This is a genomic window from Thiopseudomonas sp. SA1F2-1K, assembly GCF_057443035.1.
The window spans coordinates 2,480,294-2,488,346 of record NZ_CM172014.1 but is presented as its reverse complement, the minus strand read 5'-3'; the positions used below and the strand labels follow the sequence as shown (position 1 = coordinate 2,488,346).

At 47.1% G+C, this 8,053-nt stretch carries 7 protein-coding genes; 5 read left to right on the top strand and 2 right to left on the bottom strand.

All coding sequences use genetic code 11. The features are described 5' to 3' along the window. The first annotated feature begins 155 nt into the window (after window positions 1-155). Complete coding sequence (locus tag AC2T15_RS12100; protein ID WP_286594011.1) at window positions 156-587, top strand: DUF3301 domain-containing protein; 432 nt, start codon at window positions 156-158, stop codon at window positions 585-587. A 34-nt stretch (window positions 588-621) separates the two neighbouring features. Here AC2T15_RS12100 and ppx read toward each other — a convergent pair whose 3' ends face one another. Further along, entirely contained in the window at window positions 622-2,124 is a 1,503-nt protein-coding gene (gene ppx / locus AC2T15_RS12095) for an exopolyphosphatase (RefSeq protein WP_286594010.1), read from the bottom strand. A gap of 194 nt (window positions 2,125-2,318) precedes the next feature. On the opposite strand from ppx, the gene trxA reads away from it, so the two are divergent. From trxA to AC2T15_RS12075, 4 genes are all read left to right on the top strand, one after another. After that, window positions 2,319-2,645 (top strand): thioredoxin TrxA, encoded by a 327-nt coding sequence (gene trxA, locus AC2T15_RS12090; RefSeq protein ID WP_053100825.1) that lies wholly within the window; start codon window positions 2,319-2,321, stop codon window positions 2,643-2,645. 262 nt (window positions 2,646-2,907) lie between these two features. Beyond that, the gene (rho, locus tag AC2T15_RS12085; protein WP_053100824.1) at window positions 2,908-4,170 is read left to right on the top strand and encodes a transcription termination factor Rho; all 1,263 of its coding nucleotides are present in this window, start codon (window positions 2,908-2,910) and stop codon (window positions 4,168-4,170) included. Window positions 4,171-4,254: 84 nt separating this feature from the next. After that, window positions 4,255-5,721 carry a 4-hydroxy-3-polyprenylbenzoate decarboxylase gene (ubiD, locus tag AC2T15_RS12080; RefSeq protein WP_486778417.1) on the top strand — a complete coding sequence of 489 codons (1,467 nt, stop codon included), beginning with the start codon at window positions 4,255-4,257 and terminating at the stop codon, window positions 5,719-5,721. A 28-nt stretch (window positions 5,722-5,749) separates the two neighbouring features. After that, the gene (locus AC2T15_RS12075) at window positions 5,750-6,724 is read left to right on the top strand and encodes a 2Fe-2S iron-sulfur cluster-binding protein (protein WP_486778416.1); all 975 of its coding nucleotides are present in this window, start codon (window positions 5,750-5,752) and stop codon (window positions 6,722-6,724) included. Between the two features lie 68 nt (window positions 6,725-6,792). Here AC2T15_RS12075 and nhaD read toward each other — a convergent pair whose 3' ends face one another. Further along, on the bottom strand, window positions 6,793-8,022 hold the full coding sequence (gene nhaD, locus AC2T15_RS12070; RefSeq protein WP_486778415.1) for a sodium:proton antiporter NhaD: 1,230 nt from the start codon (window positions 8,020-8,022) through the stop codon (window positions 6,793-6,795). Window positions 8,023-8,053 lie beyond the last annotated feature (31 nt).

Below are 8,053 nucleotides of genomic sequence, written 5' to 3'. Positions count from 1 at the left end.
AGAGTTCCCTCAACCAGTTAATAATGCAAAATAAGTCGCGTATTATAGTAACTTTCAACATAGTTATCCACTGAACACTTAACTTTATTCACAGCCTAAATGCCGCACCTTATGGCTTATTCCATCAACCAGCACTTGATGTTAGGAAGCACCCTATGACCTTAGCTAAACTCACCTTTTGGTTGTTACTGGTATTGGCCTTTGCTTGGCTCTGGCGTGCCCATGGCGTGCGGGAAAAAGCCTTAGCTTATGCGCTAAAAACCTGCACTGAGCAAGGGGTTCAGCTGCTTGATCAGAATGTTGCCTTTGCCGGCTGGCAGCGACTTCGTGATGCCAATGGCCGCTGGCGTCTAGCCAGAAAATACCGCTTTGAGTTCACCGTGACGGCCCAAGAAAGACTGCAAGGATTGGTCTTTATGTATGGTTCTCGCCCTGCTTCTTGCAAACTGGCTCCACACCCTTATCCACAATCTACCCCAAACTCACCACCAACTTACTCACAGAATTACACACAATCTAAGGTGGTTGAATTAGCCCAGTGGCGAACCCACAACACTACGACTTCTGATAAAAAAAACGGTGACTAACTGGCAAGCTAGTCACCGTTTTTTATAACGTTTATTACTGCGCAGTTAAGATAAAATCTATCCGCTGTAACCACTCGGCTTCTTTCTTAAAGTCAGCAGCCGTCAGGGAGTGCTCTTTTAGCCATTTATTGGGAAAACTGACACTAATATTGCGCCCTTTCACCTTTACCTTAGGCGTAGGTAGCTCAACAGGGCCACGAATATGGCGCAATAAAATCGCCAAACGTAATAACACACATAGCTTTAATAGCTGCTCTCCGTCTTCGCCCAGCTCTTTAAAACGCTCAATTGGGATATTGCGCCGATGACCGCGCACTAACAAGGCCATCATTTGCTGATCTTGTCGTGAAAAGCCAGCTAAGTCAGAGTGCTCCACCAAGTACGCACCATGCTTGTGGTAGTGATAATGGGCAATATCAAGCCCCACTTCATGCACCCGTGCGGCCCAGCTCAGTATTTCTTCTAGCCACTCATCCTCAAGCTGCCAGTCAGTTTTTACTTGGGCTAATAAATTTAAGGCTTGCTGCTCAACCCGTAGCGCCTGATCCACATCCACATGGCTACGCTCCATCAAGCCTTTGATTGAGCGCTCTCGCACATCTTCTTGGGAGTAGCGCCCAAGCAAATCATAGAGTACGCCTTCTCGTAGAGCACCTTCAGATAAACTCATCGACTGAATGGCTAACGCATCAAAAATGGCTTCTAAAATGGCCAAACCGGCAGGCAAAATAGCACTGCGCTCCGGTTTTACCCCAGCGATATCAATGTCATCTACATGCTTAAATTTCAGCACCTTAGCTTTCAGCCAGGCAATACCTTGCGGCGTAATTTCGCCATTGGTAATCTCGGCAGCGGCTAAAGCATGGCCAATAGAGCGAATCGTCCCTGAAGATCCCACACAGTCTTGCCAACCCAAACGGGTTAAAGCGTGTTCTAACTCCATAAGTTCTAAACGGGCCGCGGTATAGGCTTTTTTATAGTGGCTTTGGGTGATTTTGCCTTCGTTAAAAAAGCGCCGAGTGTAGGCCACACAGCCCATTTGCACACTGCCGCGCAGTTGAGACTCAAAAAACTGCCCAATAATACACTCAGTACTACCGCCCCCAATATCCACCACTAAGCGTTTACCTGGGGTATTGGCCAGGGTATGGGATACCCCTAAATAAATTAAACGCGCCTCTTCATGACCCGACACCACTTCAACTGGGTGCCCTAAGATTGCCTCAGCCCGACTAATAAAGTTTTCCCGATTATGAGCCACTCGGAGCGAGCTTGTGCCAACAATCCGCACCGCACCATCTGGCAAGCCATGAATCAACTGAGCAAATCGTCGCAGACAATCTAAGCCACGCTTAATCGCATCCTCTTGTAACTTTAAGTCTTCCGTAATACCCGCAGCTAGCTGTACTTTTTCACCGATTCGCTCAAGAATTCTAATTTCTTGCTGTTCAGTTTTAGCCAGCACCATATGAAAGCTATTAGATCCAAGATCAATCGCAGCAATCATGGGAAAGTTTTTCGCAACCGAATTAGGCATTCCGATTATTCCATACTAACAATAAGCATATCCTGCCATGCTCATACCGCAGTCGCCATAAAAATTACTGCTGCCAGCAGAAAAAAATAGTTACCGCCAAAAGCCACTTTACGACTTTCGCTCTATTGCCAGTCAAGCTATTATGATTGACACCTATCTTAAAATGCGTCAAACCGCAGACTGAGGAGAATTTCGTGAGCGAGTTAATTAAAGACATTAGTGACAGCAGCTTTGAGCAAGATGTTTTACAAGCAGAAGGCTTTGTATTGGTTGATTATTGGGCAGAGTGGTGTGGCCCATGCAAAATGATTGCTCCAGTACTGGAAGAAATCGCGGCTGATTATGCGGGTAAAGTCAGTATCTGTAAGTTAAACATTGATGACAACCAAGAAACCCCTAACAAGTACGGCGTACGCGGTATTCCTACTTTAATGCTGTTCAAAAATGGTAATGAAGAAGGCCAAAAAGTGGGTGCCTTAACTAAAACCCAGCTGGCGGCATTCTTGGATAGCCACCTCTAAGCCAGACCTAGGCTTTAGTCTTATGCCTGCGTTCAGCGATCGGTAAATTACCTGTAACGCTGGACGCTAGCCTTACTAAGTGATAGATTTCCTCCTGTGATGCCCAAGCCATCATCGTATTTTGCATAGCGTTACTGATACCCCTATCAGACTTTAAAGTAGCCCTTGAGTTATTTTCTCTACGTGATGCACCTCTTCAAGCCTATCGCTTGTTCTACTATTACTTATCAAATCTAAAAATATCATGTCATCGTCATTCCCTATGAATCTGACCGAATTAAAGAAAAAGCCAGTGGCAGAGCTTCTGCACATGGCAGAGCAAATGGGCCTTGATAATATGGCTCGCTCACGTAAACAAGACATCATTTTCTCTATTCTGAAGCGTCATGCACGCAGTGGAGAAGAAATTTCAGGTGATGGCGTACTAGAAATTTTACAAGATGGCTTTGGTTTTTTACGCTCAGCTGACTCGTCTTACTTAGCCGGTCCTGACGATATTTATGTTTCTCCGAGTCAGATTCGCCGCTTTAACCTGCGCACCGGAGACACCATTATTGGTAAAATTCGCCCACCTAAAGATGGCGAGCGTTATTTTGCGTTACTCAAGGTTGATTCCATTAACTTTGATCGCCCAGAAAACGCCAAAAATAAAATTCTATTTGAGAACCTCACCCCTCTCTTCCCTAATCAGCGTCTGTTGATGGAAGCCGGTAATGGTTCGACTGAAGATTTAACCGGCCGTGTGATTGACCTGTGTGCACCCATTGGTAAAGGCCAACGCGGACTAATCGTTGCCCCGCCCAAAGCGGGTAAAACCATTATGCTGCAAAATATCGCAGCCAACATTACCCGCAATAACCCAGAGTGCCATCTGATCGTATTACTGATTGATGAGCGCCCTGAAGAAGTAACCGAAATGCAGCGCACCGTACGCGGTGAAGTGGTCGCCTCAACCTTTGATGAGCCACCTATTCGTCACGTACAGGTGGCCGAAATGGTGATCGAAAAAGCCAAGCGCTTAGTCGAGCACAAAAAAGATGTGGTGATTCTTTTAGACTCCATTACCCGTCTAGCCCGTGCCTATAACACCGTAGTTCCTAGCTCAGGCAAAGTACTAACGGGTGGGGTTGATGCCCACGCCTTAGAAAAGCCTAAGCGCTTCTTTGGTGCGGCACGTAATATTGAAGAAGGTGGCTCGTTGTCGATTATCGCCACTGCCCTAGTAGAAACCGGCTCGAAAATGGACGAAGTGATCTACGAAGAGTTTAAAGGCACCGGTAACATGGAGTTGCAGCTAGATCGCCGAGTGGCAGAAAAGCGTGTGTTCCCTGCGATTAACATTAACCGTTCGGGCACCCGTCGTGAAGAACTGCTCACCTCGGAAGAAGAGCTACAACGTATGTGGATTCTACGCAAACTGCTGCACCCAATGGATGAAATTGCAGCGATTGAATTCTTATTGGATAAGCTCAAAGACACCAAAACCAATGATGAATTCTTTATGTCGATGAAGCGCAGTAAATAATCTACAGCGCAGACCTTAGGTGGTGGTTAATCCTGCTTCCTCAAGTCAGAATTAACCTCCCGCCTGCTTTAAGCGGGAGCTTCCATGCAATACACAGACTTACGCGATTTTATCCAAGCCCTTGAACAACGGGGCGAATTGAAACGTGTGTCCCACCCTGTTTCTCCTGTTCTGGAAATGACGGAAATTTGCGACCGCACCTTACGTAAAGGTGGGCCGGCGCTGTTGTTTGAAAACCCGATTGGCTACGACATGCCAGTGTTAGGTAATCTATTTGGCACCCCAGAGCGCGTCGCGCTTGGCATGGGAGCAGACAGTATCAGCGCATTGCGTGAAATCGGCAGCCTCTTGGCTCAGCTTAAAGAACCCGAGCCGCCTAAAGGTCTAAAGGACGCTTGGAATAAACTGCCGTTATTTAAAAAAGTCATCGCCATGGCGCCCAAAGTACGCAAAGATGCGCCCTGCCAAGCCGTAGTGATTGAAGGTGAGCAAGTCGACTTAGCTGAACTACCCATTCAAACCTGTTGGCCAGGTGATGCTGCGCCTTTAATTACCTGGGGGCTTACCATTACCAAAGGCCCTAATAAAGAGCGTCAAAACTTAGGCATTTATCGCCAGCAGGTCATTGGCCGTAATAAAGTTATTATGCGCTGGCTGAGTCATCGTGGTGGCGCCTTAGATTATCGCGACTGGTGTGAGAAATACCCTGATCAGCCGTATCCAGTGGCAGTGGCTTTAGGTGCAGACCCTGCGACGATCTTAGGAGCCGTCACTCCGGTTCCAGATACGTTGTCAGAGTATGCCTTTGCTGGCTTACTCCGCGGTTCACGTACTGAACTGGTAAAAGCTATTGGCAGTGATCTGCAAGTACCGGCCAGTGCTGAAATTATTCTCGAAGGCTTTATTTATCCCAACGAAATGGCCGATGAAGGGCCCTACGGTGACCATACCGGTTACTACAATGAAGTGGATCAGTTTCCAGTATTCACCGTTGAGCGCATAACCAAGCGCCAAGACGCTATTTATCACAGCACCTATACCGGCCGTCCACCGGATGAACCGGCTATTTTAGGGGTAGCGCTGAATGAGGTGTTTGTCCCTATTCTGCAAAAGCAATTTCCTGAGATTACTGATTTTTACTTGCCCCCTGAAGGGTGCTCATACCGCATGGCGGTGGTCACCATTAAGAAGCAGTATCCAGGGCATGCCAAACGGGTAATGCTTGGCGTGTGGAGCTTCTTGCGACAGTTTATGTACACCAAGTTTGTCATCGTTACTGACGATGATATTAATGCCCGTGACTGGAACGATGTAATCTGGGCCATTACCACCCGCATGGATCCTAAGCGGGATACGGTAATGATTGATAACACCCCGATCGACTACCTAGATTTTGCCTCTCCTATTTCTGGTTTAGGCAGTAAAATGGGCTTAGATGCTACCCACAAATGGCCCGGTGAAACGGACCGCGAGTGGGGCCGAGTGATTGAGCAAGACCCAGCAGTGAAAGCTCGGGTCGATGAAATTTGGCAGCAACTAGGAATCGATTAACCGCCATTTAGCAGAGGATAAGTGCAGCATGGAAGTAACCGTTAAGCCTGCCGGCTATGTCGTTCAGCTACGCCCAAATGAACGGATTCTAGATGGCTTTATCCGCTTAGGGTATCAAGTACCCTACAGCTGCCGAAATGGTAACTGTAATCTGTGCATGGCCACTATTATTCAGGGCCGTGCCCAGTGTGTAGCGCAAACCTACGGTGCCCGACAAACTATTAACACCTGTCGGGCAATTGCTGTAGAAGATATTATTTTAAATTGGAACTCTGTTTTGGCACCAAATGAACTCCCCGTCAGTCGGGTATTTTGTCAGCTCACGGATATTCAAGCCCTTGATGGCGATGTGTTTCGCGTCCAATTATTACCGCCCGCGGGAAAACCCGTACGTTACTTCGCTGGGCAATATGCATTGGTTGAGCGTGAAGATGGCGAGGTGGCTGCTTTTTCTATTGCCTCGGCACCGCATCAAGCACGCTATTTAGAGCTGCATATTTTAGCCCGTGATAATGCCCCGCAAGCACTGTTGGCTTATATTAGTGCCCAGCAAGGTGCAACCCTTTCGCTGCCCCACGGTAATGTGCATAGTCAGCAATTAGTAGAAGATAAACCCTTATTATTGATTGCTGCTGGTACGGGTATGGCGCAAATGCACAGTATTTTAGAACACTACCGTGCGCTCGGTGCTCAACAGCCAATTCACCTGTATTGGGGCGCTCGCCAAGAAGCTGATTTTTATCACGTCCCCAATATGGATACCTGGTTAAGCTTACCTAACCTGCACTACCATAAAATTGTCAGCCATGATCAAAACTGGCTAGGTCGTAAAGGCCTGTTATTTGAAGCCATTTGTGAAGATATTCCTCAGCTGGCACAGTATCAAGTGGTCGTCAGTGGCTCACCCGCTATGGTTTATGCCACCCAAGATGCGTTAGTTGCAGCTGGCATGCGCCCTGAGCAAATGCTGTCTGATGTGTTCGCTTACGCGCCGCGCAGTTAAGTTCTTAAACCGTAACTCTGCCCCATGGATTAGGTTAGCGCAGAGCTACAGCCTGTTAATTAAGTAACTTAAATAGCAAAGCTGACTAAATACACGCCTAAAAAGCCTAGGCTATAGGCAGCTAATAGGTAGCCGGAAAAGCGTAAATAAGTAATAAAGGTCAGCGCCTCAATTTTACTCATTGCCACCACTCCTGCAGCCGAGCCAATCGCCAGTAACGAACCGCCCACCCCCACTGAGTAAGTCAGGGTTAACCACTGAGCTTCTGTCATATCAATGCCTGACTTTAATAAAGCCGCGGTCAGCGGCACGTTATCAAATAGGGCGGAAATTAAGCCCACGGTGTAGTTAGCCGCCAGTGTCGGCAAATGCTCATACAGTTGAGGGAAATGCGCCAACACCCCCATTTCTTTTAAGATGCCAACTAGCAATAACACGCCTAAGAAAAATAGCAGCGTATCGAACTCGATTTTACGGATGTACTCTAGTACGGCCTCGTCTTTGTTCAGGAAATGCACCGCCATAAACATTACTCCCAAACCAAACAAAAATGATAAAACCGGTGGAATACCAAAAGCGACGTTAGCACCAATGGTGCCAAGAATGGTGGCTAAAAATAGCCCAGCAATAAAGACATCACCGCGGGCAATGGTCATCTTTTGCTTAACCAGTACCACTTCGCCTTTTAACGAAATAGACAAGATAAAAGCAAGGAAAATGACCGACGCCAGCGCTGGCAAGCTGAGTAAAATTAAGTCGCCAATTTTGACTTTATCGGCTAAGAAAATCATTAAGGTGGTGACGTCACCGGTGATTAACGCCGCCCCTCCCGAGTTCACCGCAAACACCACCAAAACCAGATAGCGCAGCAGCTTTTCGGTGCTTAAATTGAGGCTAAGTAATACCGTAATGCAAACCAAGGTGGCGGTGATGTTATCGGCCATTGATGAGAAAACAAAGGCAAACAGGCCCACCACATACATCAATTTACGTTCCGACATACGGCTTGGCAGCACTTTGTTAACCAATGCATCAATCACGCCTTTGCTAGAAACATAGGCCACAAAGGTCATTGCTGCCATTAGAAATAACCACAGGGTGGCAATTTCTAACAAGTTTTCATTCAGAGCATGCATCAACTGCTCTGTGGATAAGTGCCCTGGCGGATTAATAAAGTACAGCACCCAAGCTAAGGTACCGAAAAACAAGGTCGAGCGTGCTTTATCCACATGGATCACATCTTCTAAAATAATGGATAAAAATCCCAGCACCGCAATAGTGATTAAAATAAAGGCCATAAGTCAGTCCAGTTAATAAGGTAAGACGCGA